This window comes from Gordonia sp. NPDC003429, assembly GCF_053588575.1.
This window is the reverse complement of sequence record NZ_JBSFQF010000001.1, coordinates 122,580-142,006: the sequence shown is the minus strand read 5'-3', so window position 1 is coordinate 142,006 and position 19,427 is coordinate 122,580. Positions and strand designations below refer to the sequence as shown.

The 19,427-nt window shown below is 67.2% G+C and carries 17 protein-coding genes; 5 read left to right on the top strand and 12 right to left on the bottom strand.

Going from position 1 to position 19,427, the window contains the following annotated elements:
• Positions 1–50 precede the first annotated feature (50 nt).
• From ACWDSI_RS00690 to ACWDSI_RS00680, 3 genes are all read right to left on the bottom strand, one after another.
• Positions 51–1,340, bottom strand: a complete 1,290-nt coding sequence (locus tag ACWDSI_RS00690; protein WP_449755688.1) for a cryptochrome/photolyase family protein — start codon at positions 1,338–1,340, stop codon at positions 51–53.
• 42 nt (positions 1,341–1,382) lie between these two features.
• Positions 1,383–1,751 carry an FKBP-type peptidyl-prolyl cis-trans isomerase gene (locus ACWDSI_RS00685; RefSeq protein ID WP_449755341.1) on the bottom strand — a complete coding sequence of 123 codons (369 nt, stop codon included), beginning with the start codon at positions 1,749–1,751 and terminating at the stop codon, positions 1,383–1,385.
• A gap of 120 nt (positions 1,752–1,871) precedes the next feature.
• Positions 1,872–3,194 carry a citrate synthase gene (locus tag ACWDSI_RS00680; RefSeq protein WP_449745687.1) on the bottom strand — a complete coding sequence of 441 codons (1,323 nt, stop codon included), beginning with the start codon at positions 3,192–3,194 and terminating at the stop codon, positions 1,872–1,874.
• 224 nt (positions 3,195–3,418) lie between these two features.
• Here ACWDSI_RS00680 and ACWDSI_RS00675 point away from each other — a divergent pair, with 224 nt between their 5' ends.
• Positions 3,419–4,747 carry an APC family permease gene (locus tag ACWDSI_RS00675; protein ID WP_449745688.1) on the top strand — a complete coding sequence of 443 codons (1,329 nt, stop codon included), beginning with the start codon at positions 3,419–3,421 and terminating at the stop codon, positions 4,745–4,747.
• Between the two features lie 19 nt (positions 4,748–4,766).
• Here the strand turns inward: ACWDSI_RS00675 and ACWDSI_RS00670 are convergent, their stop codons facing one another.
• Positions 4,767–5,726, bottom strand: coding sequence for a carbohydrate kinase family protein (locus tag ACWDSI_RS00670; protein ID WP_449745689.1), 960 nt, complete (start codon positions 5,724–5,726; stop codon positions 4,767–4,769).
• 85 nt (positions 5,727–5,811) lie between these two features.
• On the opposite strand from ACWDSI_RS00670, the gene ACWDSI_RS00665 reads away from it, so the two are divergent.
• Both ACWDSI_RS00665 and ACWDSI_RS00660 read left to right on the top strand, forming a co-directional pair.
• Positions 5,812–6,540, top strand: coding sequence for a 5-oxoprolinase subunit B family protein (locus ACWDSI_RS00665; protein WP_449755340.1), 729 nt, complete (start codon positions 5,812–5,814; stop codon positions 6,538–6,540).
• The gene (locus ACWDSI_RS00660; protein WP_449755339.1) at positions 6,537–7,409 is read left to right on the top strand and encodes a 5-oxoprolinase subunit C family protein; all 873 of its coding nucleotides are present in this window, start codon (positions 6,537–6,539) and stop codon (positions 7,407–7,409) included. The genes ACWDSI_RS00665 and ACWDSI_RS00660 overlap by 4 nt, the downstream gene beginning before the upstream one ends.
• A 198-nt stretch (positions 7,410–7,607) precedes the next feature.
• Here ACWDSI_RS00660 and ACWDSI_RS00655 read toward each other — a convergent pair whose 3' ends face one another.
• The 5 genes from ACWDSI_RS00655 to pdxH all read right to left on the bottom strand — a co-directional run bounded on the left by ACWDSI_RS00655 (position 7,608) and on the right by pdxH (position 14,471).
• Entirely contained in the window at positions 7,608–8,918 is a 1,311-nt protein-coding gene (locus ACWDSI_RS00655) for a DUF222 domain-containing protein (protein ID WP_449755338.1), read from the bottom strand.
• A 262-nt stretch (positions 8,919–9,180) separates the two neighbouring features.
• The gene (locus ACWDSI_RS00650; RefSeq protein ID WP_449755337.1) at positions 9,181–10,266 is read right to left on the bottom strand and encodes an isopenicillin N synthase family dioxygenase; all 1,086 of its coding nucleotides are present in this window, start codon (positions 10,264–10,266) and stop codon (positions 9,181–9,183) included.
• 49 nt (positions 10,267–10,315) lie between these two features.
• On the bottom strand, positions 10,316–11,602 hold the full coding sequence (locus ACWDSI_RS00645; protein ID WP_449755336.1) for an MFS transporter: 1,287 nt from the start codon (positions 11,600–11,602) through the stop codon (positions 10,316–10,318).
• A gap of 72 nt (positions 11,603–11,674) precedes the next feature.
• Positions 11,675–13,429 (bottom strand): ABC transporter ATP-binding protein, encoded by a 1,755-nt coding sequence (locus ACWDSI_RS00640; RefSeq protein ID WP_449755335.1) that lies wholly within the window; start codon positions 13,427–13,429, stop codon positions 11,675–11,677.
• A 349-nt stretch (positions 13,430–13,778) separates the two neighbouring features.
• A complete protein-coding gene (pdxH, locus tag ACWDSI_RS00635) occupies positions 13,779–14,471 on the bottom strand; it encodes a pyridoxamine 5'-phosphate oxidase (RefSeq protein ID WP_449755687.1) in 693 nt (230 codons plus the stop codon).
• A gap of 196 nt (positions 14,472–14,667) precedes the next feature.
• Here pdxH and ACWDSI_RS00630 point away from each other — a divergent pair, with 196 nt between their 5' ends.
• Both ACWDSI_RS00630 and ACWDSI_RS00625 read left to right on the top strand, forming a co-directional pair.
• Positions 14,668–15,795 (top strand): citrate synthase 2, encoded by a 1,128-nt coding sequence (locus ACWDSI_RS00630; RefSeq protein ID WP_449755334.1) that lies wholly within the window; start codon positions 14,668–14,670, stop codon positions 15,793–15,795.
• Between the two features lie 105 nt (positions 15,796–15,900).
• Positions 15,901–16,137, top strand: coding sequence for a hypothetical protein (locus ACWDSI_RS00625; protein WP_449755333.1), 237 nt, complete (start codon positions 15,901–15,903; stop codon positions 16,135–16,137).
• Positions 16,138–16,161: 24 nt separating this feature from the next.
• On the opposite strand, the gene ACWDSI_RS00620 is transcribed toward ACWDSI_RS00625, so the two are convergent.
• From ACWDSI_RS00620 to ACWDSI_RS00610, 3 genes are read right to left on the bottom strand one after another with little or no spacing between them, the layout of a single operon-like run.
• Complete coding sequence (locus ACWDSI_RS00620) at positions 16,162–17,808, bottom strand: ABC transporter permease (protein WP_449755332.1); 1,647 nt, start codon at positions 17,806–17,808, stop codon at positions 16,162–16,164.
• Positions 17,809–17,813: 5 nt separating this feature from the next.
• Positions 17,814–18,746, bottom strand: coding sequence for an ABC transporter ATP-binding protein (locus ACWDSI_RS00615; protein ID WP_449755331.1), 933 nt, complete (start codon positions 18,744–18,746; stop codon positions 17,814–17,816).
• Positions 18,739–19,419: a TetR family transcriptional regulator gene (locus ACWDSI_RS00610; RefSeq protein WP_449745699.1), complete on the bottom strand. Its 681-nt coding sequence runs from the start codon at positions 19,417–19,419 to the stop codon at positions 18,739–18,741. Before ACWDSI_RS00610 ends, ACWDSI_RS00615 begins: the two co-directional genes overlap by 8 nt.
• Positions 19,420–19,427: the final 8 nt, after the last annotated feature.

Below are 19,427 nucleotides of genomic sequence, written 5' to 3'. Positions count from 1 at the left end.
CACAGTAGGAGAAGCACAGGGCGACAAGGGGTTCTCACGAACCCGAGAACCTAGATGGCGCCGTACCGGCGCAGCGCCTCTTCGCGTTCGGCCTTGTGGTCGACGATCGGCTCCGGATAGTCGTCGGTCCCCAGTTCGGGAATCCAACGACGCACATAGTCCCCATCGGGGTCGAACTTCTTGGCCTGGGTTTCCGGGTTGAACACCCGAAAGTAGGGCGCTGCATCGGTTCCCGTGCCCGCAGCCCACTGCCAGCCGTGCTGATTGGACGCCATGTCGCCGTCGGTGAGCTGGTCGAGAAACCATTCGGCACCCCACCACCACGGCAGATGCAGGTCCTTGACGAGGAACGATGCGACGATCATGCGCACCCGGTTGTGCATGAAACCGGTCTCGGCGAGCTGGCGCATACCCGCGTCGACGAGGGGGAATCCGGTGCGGCCTTCGCGCCACGCCGCGAACCGTTGATCGGCGCGCTTGCCGGTGTCGAGCTCGATGTCGTCGAACTGATCGTTCCAGTTGCGCCACAGGCTCTTCGGCCATCGGTACAGCACCTCGGCGTAGAAGTCGCGGAAGGCCAGCTCGCGTAGGTATGCTTTCGCTCCGGCCGACCGGCCGAGGTCGGCCGCCATCGTGCGCGGATGAATGTTGCCGAACTTCAAGTATGCCGACATCCGGCTCGAGGCGTCGAGATCGGGCCGGTCGCGGTCGGTTTCGTACTCCGACAGCCCGCCATCGAGGAACTCCGCCCAGCGGGCCAGGGCGGCGTCTTCTCCCGCCGGGAGGTCCAGCCGCGTAGGTGATTTGGGTATGCGGATACGACCAGACTTTCGGATTTCGCTGGGATCGAACACATTCGACGGCACACCGGAGTCCGCAGGGGTGCGCCAGCCGTGGTCTTGCCATTGCCGGAAGAACGGAGTGAACACTTTGTACGGGCTGCCGTCGGACTTCGTGACCCGCCCTGGGGACACCAGATACGGTGACCCCAACGGTTCCCACGCAACGTCGGCGTCCATGCCGTCGAGTGCGTCGACGACTGCTTTGTCCCGACGCCGACCGAACGGCGAGAAGTCCTCACTGACGTGGACCGACGCGGCGCCGGTCGCGGTGACCAGTCGCGGGATCTCCTCGTCGGGCCTGCCGCGCACCACCAGGAGCCGACCGTCGAGCTTGCCGTCGAGTTCGCGCAGCGAATCGTAGAGGAATGCCAGTCTCCGGTCGCCCGACGACGATTCGAGCCGCGGATCCAGCACGAAACAGGTGAGTACCGAACGGGATCCGTCGCCGGCGGCCGCCCGCAGTGCGGGCAGGTCGGCGACCCTCAGGTCACGGCGCAGCCAGCAGATCGCCGACGCGGTGCTCTCCGAGGCCGGGGCGATCTATCCCACGCCCAGCAGGTCGATCACGAATACCAGGGTGCGGCCCGACAACCGGTGTCCGGCGCCTTCGGGCCCGTAGGCAAGCGCAGGCGGCACGGTGAGCTGCCGGCGGCCGCCGACCTTCATTCCCGGAATGCCCTGCTGCCAGCCGGGGATGAGCCGATCGAGCGGGAAATGCGCGGACTGCCCGCGGTCCCACGACGAGTCGAACTTTTCGCCGGATTCGAAGTCGACACCCACGTAGTGCACGTCGACGATGCCGCCGGGTTGTGCCTCGTCACCCTCGCCGACGATGACGTCGGTGATCTCGAGCTCGACGGGAGCCGGGCCTTCGGGGAAGTCGATTTCAGGTTTCTCTGTGCTGGTCACGGAGACTCTCCTTTGAGTCGTCGGATCGGGTGGACGCCGATTGCCGGGCTAGTGGGTCAGTGGTCACCCATGGTCACCGGTGGCCGCGTCAGCGGTCGCCCATGGTCACCGGTGGCCGCGTCAGCGGTCACCCATGGTCACATAGTCACGTTCGGTGTAGCCGGTGTAGAGCTGACGCGGACGGCCGATCTTGCCCGCCGGATCGGAGTTCATCTCGCGCCAGTGCGCGATCCACCCGGGGAGACGACCGAGCGCGAACAGCACCGTGAACATCCGCGTCGGGAAGCCCATCGCGCGGTAGATCACGCCGGTGTAGAAGTCGACGTTCGGGTAGAGCTTGCGAGAGATGAAGTAGTCGTCGGACAGCGCGACCTCTTCCAAGCCCTTCGCGATGTCGAGCAGATCATCCTGAACCCCAAGGGATTCCAGGATCGTGTCGGCGGTCTTCTTCACGATCGCCGCGCGCGGGTCGTAGTTCTTGTACACGCGGTGGCCGAAGCCCATCAGCTTCACACCGGCTTCCTTGTTCTTGACCTTGGTCATGAACGCCTTGGTGTCGCCGCCGGATGCCTTGATGTCCTCGAGCATCTCGAGCACTGCCTGGTTGGCGCCGCCGTGCAGCGGGCCCCACAGGGCGTTGATGCCGCCCGAGATCGACGTGAACAGGTTGGCCTGCGACGAGCCGACGAGCCGGACGGTGGAGGTGGAGCAGTTCTGCTCGTGGTCGGCGTGCAGGATGAACAGCATGTCGAGCGCCTTGGCGACCTCGGGATTCACCACGTAGGGCTCGGCGGGGAACCCGAAAGTCATCCGCAGGAAGTTCTCGACCAGCGACAGCGAATTGTCGGGGTAGAGGAACGGCTGCCCCGCCGACTTCTTGTAGGCGTAGGCGGCGATGGTCGGAAGCTTGGCCAGCAGGCGAATCGTCGACAGCTCGACCTGCTCGGGATCCTTGGGGTCGAGCGAGTCCTGGTAGTAGGCGCTGAGTGCGTTGGCCGCGCTGGACAGGACGGGCATCGGGTGCGCGTTGCGGGGGAATCCGTCGAAGAAGCGCTTGAGGTCCTCGTGAAGCAGGGTGTGCCGCTGGATCTTGGTGGTGAACTCCTCGAGTTCACTCGGGCTCGGCAGTTCACCGTAGATGAGCAGATAGCTGACCTCGATGAACGTCGACTTCTCGGCGAGCTGGTCGATCGGGATGCCCCGGTATCGCAGGATGCCCTCGTCGCCGTCGATGTAGGTGATGGCCGACTTGCACGCCGCGGTGTTGACGAAGCCACCGTCGAAGGTCGTCAGGCCCGTCTCGGAGAGGAACTTGCCCAGCGCTACCGAATCGCTGCCCTCGGTGGCCTGCAGGATCGGAAGTTCGAGCTGCCCACCCGGGTAGGTGAAGGTTGCCGAGGCCGTGTCGGAGGACTGGTCGGCGGGCACTGTTTCAGCGGACACTCGAATACCCCTTTACTCAGGTGCGAGACAGCTGTTGCACGCACACATGCGCTTTCTCCTAAACCTAGCCGCATCTGCGCCCGCTCGCCCGAGGAGGGGGCAATGACCGATCAATCCGACTTTCCGGACACATCTGACCAGCGCAAACAATCCTCATGCGCGGTGCCGGCGAGCGGGATACGTTGAGCCGAAGTGCGGCGCCCGCCGTGCGGCGAGGAGACGTGATGACCACCCAATCACATCCCGGCCTGCAGAAGAGCCTCCATCTTCGATCTGTGGTGATTTTCGGGCTTGCCTACATGGCTCCGATCATCGTGCTGGGCATCTTCGGCGTCATCGCCGAGAAGTCCGACGGCGGCAGCGCCGGCTCGTATCTGGTGGCCACTGTGGCGATGTTGTTCACCGCGCTGTCCTACGGGCTGATGGCCAAGCACTACCCGGTGTCGGGGTCGGCCTACACCTATGTCCGCAAGGGGCTCGACACCCGGCTCGGCTTCCTGGTGGGCTGGGCCATTCTGCTCGACTATCTGTTCCTGCCGCTGGTGATCTGGCTGATCGGCGGAGCCTATCTGCAGGGCCAGTTTCCCGGGGTTCCGTTCTGGGTGTGGATCGTGGCATTCATCGTCATCACGTCGGGGCTCAACATCCTGGGTCTCAAGGTCGCCGACCGGACCAATTTGGTGCTGATGTCGTTCCAACTGCTGATCCTCGCGTTGTTCGTCGCGTTGTCGATCGCCCATCTCGTCAGTGGTTCGCAGTCGCTGGCGTCCACCACGCCGTTCACCGGCGGTTCGGGATTCGGGGCGATTACCGCGGGGGCCGCGGTGGCCGCCTACTCGTTCCTCGGTTTCGACGCGGTGTCGACGTTGACCGAGGAGACCCACGACGCGGAGAAGAACATTCCGCGCGGGATCGTGCTGGTGGCGTTGATCGGCGGTGCCATTTTCATCGTGGTGTCCTATTTCGTGACCCTCGTGTCACCCGGCGGCTCGTTCGCCAACGCCGACAGCCTCGCCGAGGACATCGCCAAGGACATCGGCGGTGCGTTTTTCGGTGCGATCTTCTTGGCCGCGTTGATCATCGGCCAGTTCACCTCCGGTCTGGCGGCGCAGGCGGCCGTGGCGCGGTTGCTGTTTGCGATGGGACGCGACGGCGTACTGCCGAGACGTTTCTTCGGCTGGGTCTCCGAACGCTTCCACACACCCGTCTTCAACATCTGTCTCGCCGGTGTGATCGGTCTCGCCGCGATCTTCCTGAGCGTCGCGACCTCGACGTCGTTCATCAACTTCGGCGCATTCACCGCGTTCACGCTGGTCAACCTGGCGGTGATCGGCTATTTCATGCGCCATCGCGACGAGAAGCCGAACCCTTGGCGCTACGTGGTTCTCCCGCTGATCGGCGCGGCGATCGACGTCTACCTGCTGACCCAACTCGACTCGAAAGCACTGATCCTCGGTGTCTCGTGGCTCGCGATCGGCATCGTGTACCTGATCGTGCTCACCCGCGGGTTCACCCGACGGCCCCCGGAGATGACCATCGAAGGCGGTCACTGACTTTCGGGCCGCGCCTCGCTCAGCGTGCCGGTGTGTCGCGTTGGGCCAACTCCCCTGCCCACGGCGGGTCGGCACCTGCGCGCGACACGGTGACCGCGGCCACTCGCGCCGCGAATTCGGCTGCGCGGAGCCAGTAGTCGCCGTCTCGGGATCGAACGGCCACCGCTGACAGGTCGCCGGCGCGGTCGAAATAGTGCAGGAGTGCGCCCATCACGCTGTCACCGGCGCCGATCGTGTCTACGACAGCGATTTCCGGCGCGGTGGCCGTGACCTCGACATCACGAGTGGTCACGGTAATGCCGTCGCGACCGCCGGTGACGACCACCGCTCCCGCGCCGGCGCCAAGCCAGTCGGAGACCGTGGAACCCGCGGCACCCGCGGCGAGCCACTCGACGTCGTCGTCGGAGAGCTTGAGAACGTCCACCATCGGCACCCACTCGAGAAACCGACGGCGGTAGGCGTCGGGATCGTCGATGACCGCCGGGCGGATGTTGGGGTCCAGGGCGATCAGTCTGCCGGCGGCGTGGCAGCGGCGCATGAGGCGCTCGTAGGTGGTCGCCCCCGGCTCCAACACCATCGACAGGGTGCCGAAGCATGCCGCCGACACCGTCGGGGCGAGGTCGTCGACTTCTTGAACGAACCTGTCTGCGGTGCCTTCGACGTAGAACGAGTACTGCGCGGCGCCGTCTGCTCCGATGGTGGCCAGCGCCAGCGACGTGGGTTCGCGGCGACGCTGCACAAGACTGGTTCCGACGCCGCTGCGCTGCAGTGCGGCCACGATCTCGTCACCGTAGGAGTCAGTGGACACCGCGGAGTAGAAGGAGACGGCGCTGCCGAGCCGTCCGAGGGTTACCGCGACGTTGAACGGGCCGCCTCCGAGCGCGGGCTGCAGTGGTGGCAATGCGCCCGGGCGTCGGCTTGGCGCGCCGGTGGCGACCACGTCGACGAGCGCCTCGCCGCAGACGATCAATTCCCTCATGCGACGATCTCCAGGCTCATGGCCGCTCGGGTCATGGTTTCAGTCTGCCATCACTGCCGTGGGGCCGGCGGTAGATTCGGATGGCATGCGAGAGTTACCAGCCGGTGCCGATGCGGTACTCCTCGATTTTGCCGACGACCCCGATCCCTCCCACGCGGCGCGCAGGGCGGTGGCTGCGCTGCGGGATGCCGTCGACACGGGCGCGCTGGCCGGTATCGAAGCTGTGGTGCCCGCCGCCGAGACCGTCCTGGTTCAGGGTGCCGACGACGCGGGGGTGGACCTTCTCGGCATCCACCGTGTGCTGCGTGCGACCGATGCAGCCGACGAACCGGATCGACCGGGAGAGATGACGATTCCGGTGCGCTACACCGGCGACGATCTTGCCGATGTGGCGTCCGCACTCGGCCTCGGCGTCGACAACGTGATCTCCGCGCACCGTGACACCGTCTGGGAGGTCCAGTTCATGGGCTTCGCTCCCGGATTCGGATATCTTGTCCCGCTGGATGATCCGGACAATCCGCTGCTGCGGGTACCACGCCGCGAAACCGCCCGGACCCGGGTACCGACGGGCGCTGTGGCGATTGCAGCAGGCTATAGTGCAGTCTACCCCAGGGAGAGCCCGGGCGGGTGGAACCTGCTGGGACACACCAGCATCCGACTGTGGAATCCAGATGCATCACCGCCGGCGCTGCTTGCGCCCGGGAGCCTGGTGCGCTTCGTGGACGCGGATGCGGGCACTGCGGATACGGGCGCTGCGGATGCGGGCACTGCGAATGCGGGCGCTGAGCCCGGCGCGAGTGAGGGCGGCCGGTGACCGCATTGATCGTGCTGGCCACCGGACCTCTCGCCACCATCCAGGATCTCGGGCGCCCCGGATTCGCTCATCTCGGGGTACCCAGATCCGGCGCCGCCGACCGCGGATCACTGATGCTGGCCAACCGACTCGTCGGCAACGACGAAGCGGTCCCAACCATCGAAGCGACGATGGGCGGACTGCGTCTGCGCGCCGATTCCGCGACCGTCATCGCGGTGACCGGCGCGCATGCATCCGTCGTTGTAGACGGCACCCCGGTTGGTCGCAACGCCGCGGTCACCGTCGCCGCGGGCATGGACGTTGTTGTCGGCACACCGGATTGGGGCTGCCGGAACTATGTCGCCGTACGCGGAGGGTTCGACGTCGATGCGGTTCTGGGATCCTGCGCCACCGACACCCTCTCCGGGCTCGGTCCCGAGCCACTGGCCGACGGCGACGTTCTCGCGATCGCAGAGAGTGCGAGGGAGTGGCCGACGGTCACCTTGGCGCCCCCGGACAATCGACGGCCGGACGTCGTGACCTTGGATGCCCGGCCGGGACCTCGGCGCGACCACCTCACGGCACCCGACGACCTGTTCCGCGGGGAATGGGAGGTGACGCCCGCGAGCAACCGGATCGGCGTGCGGCTGCGTCGCGCCCAGGGATCGGATCTGCCGATCTTGAGTCACCGAGCCGACGTGGGACAGCTTCGCTCGGAAGGCGTCGCGCATGGTTCCGTGCAGATTCCTCCTGCCGGCGAGCCGATCGTCTTTCTCGCCGACCACCCCGTGACCGGCGGCTATCCGGTGTCAGCGGTCCTCACTGCCGTCGCCGTCGATCGTGCCGGTCAACTGGTCGCAGGAACCCGGGTTCGGTTCCGCATGATCTGAGCGGCCTGGGTCCCATCCGCCATCTCCGTGCTGCGCACCACGGTGGGTGGCCGTCGAGCACGGAATGGCGGCGAGGGCCGCAGGTGTCTCTGTGGAGTTCTCAATGTTCGTGTGCGGCCCGACAGAAGCCGGGTGCACGAATGTGCTACGCGAAAGTCGTTGAGGATCAGTACTTCTCGGAAGTGGTCGGTTGGCGGTTCAGGCGGCCGCGGGCAGGTCCGCGATGTGCATGCGGCGTCGGTGGTAGGAGGCGATCAGTTCCTGGCGCGGGTCGACGCTTGCCGGTGGACGGAGCCAGGGGTGGCGGTCGGAGCCCATGAGGATGTCCCAGCCGCCGTGGTGGACATCGTCGTGACACGACGGGCACAGTAGGCAGCCGTTGTCGAGGTCGGTGTCCCCACCATCGACCCAGTGAACGATGTGATGCGCCTGCGTCCACGACGCCGGTGCGCCGCATTTGACGCAGCCTTTGTCACGGTGCGCCAAGGCGCGGCGTTGCGCCCGATTGAACAGCCGCTTCTCCCGCCCGACCGCGAGAGGCACGTGTTCGCCGTCAACGATCGCCACCGTCACCGAAGCGTCGCACGCGAGTCTCTTCGCGGTCGCTTCGGTGACCGAGCCCAGGAACTGCAGGCTCGACAGGCTGGGCGTGTCAGCGGGAATGGTCACGGCGATCTGGGTGCGGGGAGCCGCGGGCACGATCACCTCACCCACCCTCGTCTTACTGTCGATCCCGCCGGCACCGGTGGCGGCAAGGTCGAGAATCGTTTCCAACGCGTCAGCGCGACGCCGTTCGGGCGTGCGGGAGTCGCGGGAGCCGTCGGGGTGCGGGCGTGGTTCGGCGAGGTGGTCGATGGTGGTCCACAGTTTCTCACCGACCACCGCGTCGAGATCAGCACGGATCTGCACCCGACCCTCGTCGTCGTGGAGAACCAGCGTGTTGATGTGGCGGTCCTCGGCAGCCGGTAGTCCGTCGGGGTGTGTGGCCGCGGCCTGGTTGCCCAGGGTGCGCGCCCTGGCGCCGATATCGGCAGGAGTCGCGCCCGAAAAGTGCTGGGCAAGCAGATCGGTGATCACGGAGGCGCGTGCCTGCTCGTCGAGCGGTTCGGGGTGGCGTCGATCCACATGGGCGGTCCCGCGCACGATCGCGTCCACGTTCTCACCGGAAATCGCGCCGTCTGCGGCGTGCCCGGCCACGCGACCGACCGACTCCAAGGCGCCGGCGATACGCAGCAACCGTTGGGCGACCGCCGGCGCCAATCCCATGACGATCAGCAACTCCCGGGTACTGCGGCCCTGCTTCTTCGCCAGGCCAATCCGGTCGGCCGCGGCGACGTGCACGGCGAGTTGGTGGTCGACGAGGTTACGGATCTCGATAAGCGTCTCCATGGCGTGGTAGACGTCGCGGCCGGTGGCGTGTTCGTCGATGGTCAATGCGCGCAGCGCGTCGGCAGCTGCCGTAATGGCTGCCGTAGTGGTGTGGTCCCCCGAATCGGTCATGTCACCCATAGTACTCGTACATGTGTTCGAGTCAAGAAGTATTTCTGCAGGTCCCGACTGGTGATTCCCAGGGGTGAACGGGCGTCGACTGTGGTGAACAGGCGTCACACCAGCAACTGTTCCCGCGGGCGGCGGGGCGAGAGACGGCACGGCGTGGTGGTCTCGACAAGCTCGACCAGCAGGCGAAACTCGACCGGGATGTGGGCACGCTCGACACGGATCCGGGCACGCTCGACACGGATCCGGGCACGCTCGACCCCGGGGGCAGAGCCTACTGCTGACCCAACCCCCGCTGCATCGCGCGCTGCACTCGGGCGGCTTCGCGCTTTGCATACGGATTCGCCTGTCCCGCACGGGAACCGGCGAGTTTGGCACCGATGTGTTCGCCCACCGTGATGGGTGAATAGCGGCTGCCTGCGCCCACGCATGACGGCAGCGTGGAGATGGTGGCGTCGATGTTGCCGTCGTGAAAATAGGCAGCCGAGCGGCGGCGTTCGATCGTGCCGTCGACCACCGGCGGCTTCACCCGGTGCAGCGTCGACATCCAGCGTTCGTTCGTCCATCGCGCCATCAGGTCGCCGAGGTTGATCAGCAGTGCGCCATCGGTCGGGCTGACGTCGTGCCATTCGCCGTCGTGGTCGAGCACCTGCAGTCCCTTGACCTGATCGGCCCACAGCACTGTCACGATGCCGTAGTCGGTGTGCTCCCCCATTCCGGTGAGCTCGCCGTCGAGTTCCACCTCGCCGGGGGGCAGCGCGTAGTTGTTCATCCGCAGCACGTCGAGCGAATGGTCGGTGTAACCGTCGAAGAAGTCGGGCGGCAGATCGAGGGCGTCGGCAAAGATGCGGGTCAGGATGTGCGCCACCCGCCGTGCCTCGGCGAAGTAGGTCGACACCGCCGCCTGGAAGTGGTCCACCGCGGGCCAGGTGTTGTCGGCGTAATCGGTGCCCGGCAGTTCGAGGTCAGGGTACTCCTTGGCCTCCACACCGACGTTGAATGCCTCGAAGAAGTCGTTCATCCGGCCGGCCGACTCGACACCGAGGCTCAGCGAGAGAGATTCCGACTTCGGTGGTGCATAACCCCGATTGATCTCCGGTGGCGTCCGGTATGCCTTCTTGTCCTCGAGGGGCAGTGAGAAGAAGTCGTCCATCACCGAGGTGAACTCGTCGAGCACCGCCGATGGGATCTGATGCCCGACGATCTGAATGAAGCCCACCGAACTGGCGGCGTCGTCGATCTGGGCGGCCACCACGGCGCGTTCGGCGGCCGTTCCCCCGGCCGTGTACGGCGTGATGTCGATCAGCGGTACCCGAAAGGAGCTACGGGATTCCTCGACGGTGGCAGTCATGGCCTCCATAGTGGCATCCCGACGGCAACCTCGCTGATCAGCGGCCCGCAGACCGCGGTCACTCGCCCGGCACCTGATCGGCGCGTTGCCCTACCCGGTAGCGTACGAACGCCGGAATCGCCAGCGCGGCAAGGACAGTGCCGATGATCACCAGGATGCCGCCGCCCGCGGTGGTGACCGCCACACCCACCGACGCTGCCACTGCCCCGTGCACCACGTCGGCGATACGCGGACCGCCCGCCACCACCACGATGAACACGCCCTGCAGCCGACCGCGCACCTCGTCGTTGGCCGCCGCCAGCAGTATCGACTGCCGGAAGGCGGCCGAGGCCATGTCGGCGGCACCGCCGATCATCAACAGCACCAACGCGACCGGCAGCATCGGCAGTGCGCTGCCGTGCGCCAAACCGACCGCGATTCCCGTCCCGGTGATCGCCAACCCCCAGATGATGATGCAGATGATCACCGCGAGCCCCTGGCGCTTGACCCTGCTCACCCAACCGGAGAACACGCCGCCGATCACCGCACCGGCCGAGATGGCGGCGAACAGCAGCGCGAACGCGATGCCACCGTCGATCGGGCCGCCGAAGTTCTCGTGCGCCATCTGCGGGAACAGTGCGCGCGGCATACCGAAGATCATCGCGATGAGATCCACCAGGAACGACGCCAGCAGGATCTTGTGCCCGGCCAGATACCGCAGACCGTCGAGCACCGAGCGCAACCCGGCCACCTTGGGTGCGGCGTCGCTCTCCGGCCGTAACGACGGAAGTAGGACGACGGCGATGAGCGTCGGCAACAGGAAGATGGTGTCGAGGAGGTAGAGCAGCGAGTACCCGAGCACCGGGATCAGCGCACCGCCGATGAGTGGCCCGGCGATGGCTCCCGCCTGCATCACCGTCATGTTCAGCGAGAGCGCCGCCGGCAGCTCCCGATCGGGCAGCAGTCGGGGCAACACCGCGGTCCGGGTGGGTTGGTTGACCGCGAAGAACGCCTGCTGAATCGCGAAGAGCACCAGGATGATCCAGACATTCCCGACACCGGATGCCGACTGTGCCCAGAACAGACCGCTGCACACGATGAGCCCGATCGTGGTGACGATCAACAGGATTCGGCGGTCGAGAGTGTCGGCGAGGGCACCGCCCCACAGACCGAAGATCACCAGGGGAACGAGGCCGAAGATGCCGGTCAGCCCGACGTAGGCCGAACTGCCGGTGAGGGCGTAGATCTGGGCGGGGACAGCCACGATGGTGAGTTGCGCGCCGATGACCGTGACGATGTTGGCGATCCACAGCCGCCGGAAGTAGATGTTGCGCAGCGGCGCGGTGTCGGCAAGCAGTCGGGGCACTTTGGTCAGGGTACTTCGCCCGTCGACGGACGCCCGCGGCCACTGCCACCAACTCCCGTCGCACCCCTCCGGTCACCCCGGCGCGGGCTGCATCTCGACCCGGTGCCGACCGCGCCGGGAACGGGCACCGGCGCTCTGTTCGCCGACCACCGGGACCCGTCGCACAGCCAACTCGTGGAGGCGTCCACCGCGCAGCTCGACGATGCGGTCCGCCATTGCGGCCACTCGCGCATCGTGCGTGATCAGCAGGGTGGTGTGGCCGCCCGCGACACACCGCAGCGGTCGCAGGATTCGATCGACGGCCGCTGCGTCGAGTCCCGACGTCGGCTCGTCGAGGATCAGTACCGGGGCGTCTCGCAACACGGCGCGCGCCATGGCGATGCGTTGTCTCTGGCCACCCGACAGTGTGAGGCCCCCGTCGTCGATCACGGTGTCATAGCCACGCGGAAGCGAGCGGACGAAAGTGTCCACATCGGCGGCGCGCGCGGCCTTCACGACCTCCGCGCGGCTTGCGCCGGGTCTGCCGTAGGCGATGTTGTCGGCGATGGTCGCCGCGCGGACGACGGGTTGCTGCGGCAGCAGGGTGACCCGATTGCGAATCGCCGTCCCGGTGAGCATGCGGTATTCAACTGCGCCGAGCCAGATCTCGCCGGAATCAGGGTGTTCGAGCCGGGTCAGCAGCGAGGCCAGGGTCGATTTGCCCTCTCCACTCGCTCCTACGAGTGCGGTGATTGTTCCCGGTTCGAGATCGAGCGAGACGTCGTCGAGAACTCTGCGGTGTCCACGAGACAGGGACACGTGTCGGAGCGCAATGCCGACGGGTCCGGAGGCGATACGATCGACGGCGTTCGGATGATCCGATTCAACCGCACGCACATCGAGGACTTCGGCGACGCGCTCAGCGCTGACCAGGGCGGAGGACACCGCGAGCCGCACGTCGGCGATCTCCTGCATTTTGGGGTAGAGCATCCCCAGGTATCCGGTGAGGGCGAGTAACTGGCCTACGGTGAGGTTGCCCTCGCGCACCTGCCACAGGCCGGCGAGTGCGATGGCCAGGGTCACGACGAGTTGACCCATGCCGAGGATGGCGCCGAAGCCTGCTTCCACCCTCGTCTGTCCGAGGCGGGCACGCATCCATGCCACACCGTGGTCGTGCAGGGTGCGATGCTCACGCCCCTGCTGGTTGTAGGCGATCGTGGTCTCGTGCCCCATCAGGGTCGATTCCACCGAGTCGGCGATGTGACCGTTCGCGCCGCGCTCGTCATGCGTCGCCGAGGCCTGCAGGCGGGCAAAGATCGACGAGAGCACCCACAGTGCGGGAACGGCGCCGATGGCGATGAGTGACGCTTGCCAGTTCATCAACAGCGCTGCGGTCATCAACCCCGCGACATGTGCAAGTGCGACCACGAACTGCATTGCGCCCGTGCCGATCAGATACTCCACCGCTTCGAGGTCGCCGGTGTGGCGGCTGACGAGGTTGCCGATCCCCAGGCGCCGGAGCTGAACCGGATGCAGTGTCTGCACATGCGCGAACAGCTGGTCGCGAAGCCGGAGCACCACGCGTTCGGAGATTCCGACCGACACGAGTTGACCACCGTAGTCCGCCGCGGTGGACACCGCGGTGACGAGCAACCAGAGCGACGCCATGCGCGCGAAGTCGGTGAGGCCGCGGGCGCTGAGAGCACCGTCGATGACGTCTGCGAGAACGAAGACCGCCAGCACCTCGCATGCTGCGGCCACGACGAGCAGTGTGCCGGCGAGTGCGAATCGTCGGCCCTCGCCATGTACGGCGGGGGCGAACCGCCGATACGAGCCGAGGAGAGTCATGACATGTTCCTCTTCCATCGATCACCAGGGCCGATCACAACGGCGTCCCGGGTCCGCCGTGATCGACGCACCCGGGACGCGCTGTGGTCAGCGTGGGATCAGCTCCAGACCCACACCCAGCGGCGCAGGTGGCGGTCCCAGACTCGACGACGGTGACGCCTCAGGATCGGATGCGGTTCGGGCATGTGAATTCCCCTCTCGTGTAGCGGATTTGGATTTCTTTGCCGGCGAAGCCCACGCTACGGACGGTCACCGAGGCCATCAAGGAAACCCGGGCGCTTCTCACGAACTTGCCATGACCCGGTCCACACACCCGGCGCCATCCTCAACTACACGAGTGGGGCGAAATCTACGGCTGCAGCCGCTGCACCTGCCACAAGCCGTCGATCATCTCCAGCCGCACCCGGTTGTGGAGCCGGTTGGCACGCCCCTGCCAGAACTCGACGAACACCGGCTCGATACGGAATCCGCCCCACGTCGGCGGGACCGGCACGGGCGTGTCATCGTCGACCCCGAACTCGGCGGCCACCGCGGCGGCTTTCTCCTCCAGTTCGTGGCGGCTCCCGATGGGTTGCGACTGCTCCGACGCGTACCCCGACAACTGCGATCCACGGGGTCTGCTCGCCCAATACTCCTGCGTCTCGTCGGCACTCACCCGGCTCACCGGCCCCCGGAAGTGCACCTGACGTTCCAGTGCGATCCACGGAAATGTCACCGCGGCAAAGGGATTGGTCGCAAGATCGCGGCCCTTGTCGGAGTCGTAGCCGGTGAAGAACACCACACCGTCGGCGTCGGCGCCCTTGCACAGCACGGTGCGGGTGGCGGGCAGTCCGTTCACGTCGACGGTGCCGAGGACCATCGCATTGGGTTCGGCGATCCGCGCATCGATCGCCTCACGCAGCCACACCATGAACAGGTCGAGCCAGGGCGGATCGCCGCGTAGCCAGCTGGGATCGAGGTTCTCCCGCACACCGTCGGCACCGGCGGCGCGGTCACCGTCGCCGACATTGGGCGGGATGCCCCCGCCGTATCCGACACGCATGTTGGGCAGATCGATGGGCTGCTCGTTGGGTAGGTCGATGGGCTGACTGTCCACCGATCAGACGCTACCCTGCCGACCCCGACCACACCGGCCGTAATGACGCATGAAGTCGGGTGTCTTACAGTGCTGAGAGAGGCGCCCGGCCCGGCGCCGACGAACCCCACCCACGACGTCGTGTGGAGATAGGTGGTCTGCGATGGCGAACGCTGTGCCCGACGACTTCACGCCCGGTCTCGAGGGCGTGGTGGCCTTCACCACCGAGATCGCCGAACCCGACAAGAACGGCGGCAACCTGCGCTACAGGGGTGTCGACATCGAGGATCTCGTCGAGAACAGAGTGACCTTCGCCGACGTCTGGGCGCTGCTGGTGGACGGGAAATTCGGCGACGGCCTGCCCCCGGCCGAACCGTTCCCACTGCCCATCCACACCGGCGACGTGCGGGTCGACGTCCAGGCCGCCCTGGCGATGCTCGCCCCGATCTGGGGATATCGCCCACTGCTCGACATCGACGACGAAACCGCCCGCGCGAACCTCGCACGCGCCTCGGTGATGGCACTGTCGTACGTGGCGCAGTCGGCGCGCGGCATCCATCAGCCGGCCGTCCCGCAACGCGTCATCGACGAATGCGACACCGTGACCGGTCGTTTCATGACCCGCTGGAAGGGCGATCCCGATCCGCGACACGTCGCCGCCATCGACGCCTACTGGGTCAGCGCGGCCGAACACGGCCTCAACGCATCCACCTTCACCGCCCGGGTGATCGCGTCCACCGGTGCCGACGTCGCCGCCGCCCTGTCGGGCGCGATCGGCGCGATGTCGGGGCCGCTGCACGGTGGCGCACCGGCCCGCGTGCTGCCGATGATCACCGAGGTCGAGGAGACCGGCGATCCCCGCGCGCTGGTCCGCGGCATTCTGGACCGCAAGGAGAAGCTGATGGGCTTCGGGCATCGGGTCTACCGGGCCGAAGACCCACGGGCCCGGGTGCTGCGGCGCACCGCGCAAGAACTCGGCGTGCCGCGCTTCGAGGTGGCCGCCGCGCTCGAGCAGGCCGCGCTCACCGAGTTGCGCGAACGCCGGCCCGACCGTGCCATCGAGACCAACGTCGAGTTCTGGGCGGCGGTCATCCTCGACTTCGCCGAGGTACCGACCCACATGATGCCCGCGATGTTCACCTGCGGGCGCACCGCCGGCTGGTGCGCACACACCCTCGAACAGAAGCGCCTCGGCAAGCTGGTCCGTCCGGCCGCGATCTACACCGGCCCGGGTCCGCGGCGCCCGGAGGACGTCGAGGGTTGGGGCGAGCTGGTGAAACCCGGCATGTGACGGATCGCCGACCAACCCGGGCCAGATCCCTCGACAACGCCCCTCCGGCGGGCATGCTGGAGTGAGATCACACCGCAGTGCATCCCGAAAGGAAGCGTTAGGACCATGTCGAAGAACGTGAAGATCGCCTTGATCGTGCTGAGCCTGGGGCTGCTCGTCGCCCTCCTGATCATCCTCAAGCGGGAGAAGACCGTCGTGGATGCCGCGACGCGCAAGATCGAGGACACCATCGACGATCTCGACCCCGCGGCCCGCGCAGCGGTGGTGGCGAAGCTCGGCATCGAGGCCAAGGATCACGCCGCCGACGTCGCCGGAGGAATCAAGCACCGCATCGCCGGGTGAGGCACGTCGCCGGGCCGTGCGCCCTCAGCCCACGTCCCGGCGACGGAACCCCCACCATCCGACCACCACGAAAGCCGCTGCCACACAGATCATCACGATCACCGGCAGCCACCGCATCGGTTCCACCGGAACCAGCGGCACGTGGGTGAAGGGCGAGATGTCCATCGCCCACTGCGGCAGGTCGAACATCCCCGACAACGGGCCCAGGAACAACGCCGCCACCACCAGCGGCCAGCCGAGGTGAACCAGCACGGGGCGAACGGCGTACAGCGCCACCATGAGTGTGCCCAGTACCAAGGCCGCGCTGAGCAACACGCCTGCGGTCCTGGCCACGTGTCCCGCCGGGCCCGCCCATCCCCCACCGGCGACGCCGTTGCCCAGCACCATTCCCGCCGCCGCCGTGAACACCGCGCAGATCAGACCGCCGACGGCGACCGCGACATAGGCGAAGTAGTACCGCGAACGCGAGGTCGGAGTCGCGAGCATCACCTCGGTTCGCGCCGCCGACTCCTCGGCACGCAAGCGTTCGGCCAACGTGACCGCCCATGCGCACGCGACCACCGCAAGGATCGAGAGCATCGTCACGGCGAATACCGTGCCGAGCCCGATGTCGCCGAGCCGCGCACGCAGCACCCTCTCCACCAGCTCGTTGCCCTCGGCCAGCTGCTCCACCGACGGTTCCATGACGCCGACGATGAACGCGTAGACCGCCAGCCCGCCCAGCCACGAGGTGAGCAGCGGCATCGAAAGGCGCACCGCCACAGCCCCCATCGAGCCGAGTCGCGCGCTGCCCGCGGGTCCGGGTCGCGGCGCGATGAGCCCGGCACCCAGATCGCGTCGGACCGCCACCGCGCAGGCGATGCCGACACCCGCGAGGCACACCGCAACCGAGGCGAGCAGCGGCCACAGGCGGTTGGCGCCGAAGGGATCGGCCAGTTCGGCCCACCCGACCGGACTCACCCAGCGCAGCCAGCCCCACCCACCGGTGGCGTCGGGGATGCCACGCAACAGATATCCGGCGACGACGATCGACGACCCACACAGATTGGCGATATGGCTGGTGGCCGCGATCTGGGCGGTGACCATACCCAGCCCCACGGCCGCGACCCCGGCCCCCGCGTACTGCGCGAACACCACGAACAGGTCGAGACCCCGGGCGCCGAACGGGATCAGGGTGAGCGACATGGCCAGTCCGACAACGACGCTGAAGGCAACGGCCACCGTTGCGGCGGCCACCGGCGCGGCCAACGGGCCCACCGCCGCGGCGCGGACCATCTCCGTCCTGCCGAGTTCTTCTTCCTTGCGGGTCTGGCGCACCACCATCAGCACCGCACACACCCCGAGGGCGGCGACCATGAACAGTCCCGCCCGCCACACCGCCGCCGACGCCGTCGAGTCGAGGTGGACGGTGTCGCCGAGCAGAAACCGAAACGTCGCGTTCGATCCCGGCCCGGCCGCGAGTTCACGACGTTTCTCCGGTGTGCCGTATGCGGCGGCGATCGATCCCGCGGTGGCGAGGTTGAGCAGCACGAACACGAGCACGGTCACCGGGACAGTGATCCGCTCGCGTCGCGCCGTGAGCCGCAGCAGCATCGGCAGCCGCGTGAAATACCGTGCGCTGAAGGAACTTCGGATGCGCGTCGGTCCGCGTTCGGTCGCTGTTGTCGCCATGCTCGTCACCGATCGGTGTTCGTGCCGTACGCGTGCAGGAACAGTTCCTCGAGGCTCGGCGGCGTCACCGCGAGTGAACGCACATCGTGCGTGGCCAGTGTCCGGGTGACCGCCGACAATCCGGAGTCCTCCACGGTGAAGGTGACCTCGCCGTCGTCGTAGCTGAAGTCGTGCACGCCGTCGAGGGTCGCGAGATCCGACGCGTCGTCGGCAACCGTGGCCCGCACCCGGGATCGGCGCAGGTGCCGCAGGTGGGCCAGCGTTCCGGACTCCACGGTTCGTCCGTCGCGGATGATCGTGACCGTGTCGCAGAGCTGCTCGACCTCGGCGAGCAGGTGACTCGACATCAGCACCGCCGACCCGTCCGCGGCCCGCTCCCGCACACATTCGGTGAACTCGTGGGTCATCAGCGGATCGAGCCCGGACGTGGGCTCGTCGAGGACGAGCAACTCGGTCTCGACCGCCAGTGCCGCGATCAGGGCGATCTTCTGCCGGTTTCCCTTGGAGTAGGTCGACGCCTTCTTCGTCGGATCGAGTTCGAAGCGGTCGATCAGTTCGTTCTTGCCGCGCAGCCCCTGGGCACGCACCCCACGCAGTCCGAGGAGCAGGTCGATGCATTCGCCCCCGGTGAGCTGCGGCCACAGGTTCACGTCACCGGGAACGTAGGCCAGCCGGGTGTGGATCGCCACCGCGTCGGCGAGCGGATCGGCACCGAACACGCGCACACGTCCGGCGTCGTAGCGGTACATGCCGAGCAGCACTCGGATCGTCGTTGACTTTCCCGCCCCGTTGGGACCGAGGAAGCCGGCGACTTCGCCGGGCCGCACGGACAGGTCGAGGCCGTCGAGTGCGCGAAAGCTGCCGAAGTGCTTGGTGAGGCCGGAGACGTCGATGACGAGATCGTCTGCGCGCGAGTTGCTTTCGGATAGTTCACGCATGGGCTTCACCGTGTTCCTCGCGCCAGGCCAGCACCGCGTCGAGTAGCGATTCGTCGGCCATCACCCCGTGGACCGCGTATTCGGTTGCGGGAACCAGCATTCGGGCCACGTGGCCTCCGACGACGGCGCCGGCGTCGGACCATTCGGCGGGCGGGTGCATCACGAGGTCCACCAGCATCGTGCCCAGCGACTGTGCCACCAGGAACCGTGCGCGCGCCGCCTCGTCGCGCGACGGTACGACGGTGCCGGCCGCCACTCCCGACCGCAGGGTGACCTCGGCGTCGGCAACCAGATGATCGAGCAGGTCGCGCGTCGCCGGTCCGGAGTCCTGCAGGCTGCGCAGCAGGTAGAGGAGCCGTTCGGCGCCGGACCCCAGATCGTCCATCTGCGCGAGAATCCGCTCGATCGGCGACGCGGGGGCGGGCGGGGCCACCGCGTCGCGGTTGGCGTCCCGGGTCACCCGCAGCACGTGCTCGTCGCAGGCCGCGCGAAGCCCGGCCTTGCTGCCGAAGTGATGTATCACCAGGCCCGGACTCACCCCGGCGGCGGCGGCCACGGCACGCACGGTCGCCCCGAAACCGTCCCGGGCGAAGACGAGGACGGCCGCGTCGCGGATGCGGGCTCGCGTCGTGAGGTCGTCGGCAGGGAGCGGCCGCTGGTGCGCTGAACGCATGTTCAGCA